At 64.3% G+C, this 476-nt stretch carries 2 pseudogenes; both read left to right on the forward strand.

What is annotated here, in order from left to right:
- Positions 1 to 199, forward strand: a pseudogene (locus EOA28_RS38090) (ABC transporter permease); the annotation flags it as partial.
- Between the two features lie 87 nt (positions 200 to 286).
- Positions 287 to 476, forward strand: a pseudogene (locus EOA28_RS38095) (sugar ABC transporter substrate-binding protein); the annotation flags it as partial.

Here is a 476-nt window from a genome sequence, read left to right on the forward strand (position 1 = left end):
ATCCGGCGGCAGGGGCGGGGTGCGCAACGTGCTGGTGGGGGCGGCGCTGATCGGCATCCTGCTCAACGCCATGACCATCATCGACATTCCGCTGCTCTACCAGAACCTGATCAAGGCGGCGATCCTGCTCGGAGCCATCATCGTCGACGGCATCATCAACCCGCGCGACGAGCAGACCGCGCAACAGGGCGATATTTAGAGCAGATGGGCCAGCCCATCCTGCTCTGGGGTACCCGGAGCGATCGTGACGATCGCCCGGCAATGAAAACCGAACCAGAGGTGTGACATGAGACTACTGAGAACATTGATGGCCGCCGCCACGGCGCTCGCCGTTACCGCCTTCGCGGCGCCGAGTTTCGCCGCCGACGATCCAGGTCCCGCCGCCTATGCCAAGGCGCTCAACGGCAAGCGCGTCATGCTGGTGCCGCTGGCGATGGGTTTCGACCTGGCGCAAGGCTGGGCGCATTACCTGAAGA

The organism is Mesorhizobium sp. M2A.F.Ca.ET.067.02.1.1 (assembly GCF_004023285.1).
Lineage (GTDB): Bacteria > Pseudomonadota > Alphaproteobacteria > Rhizobiales > Rhizobiaceae > Mesorhizobium.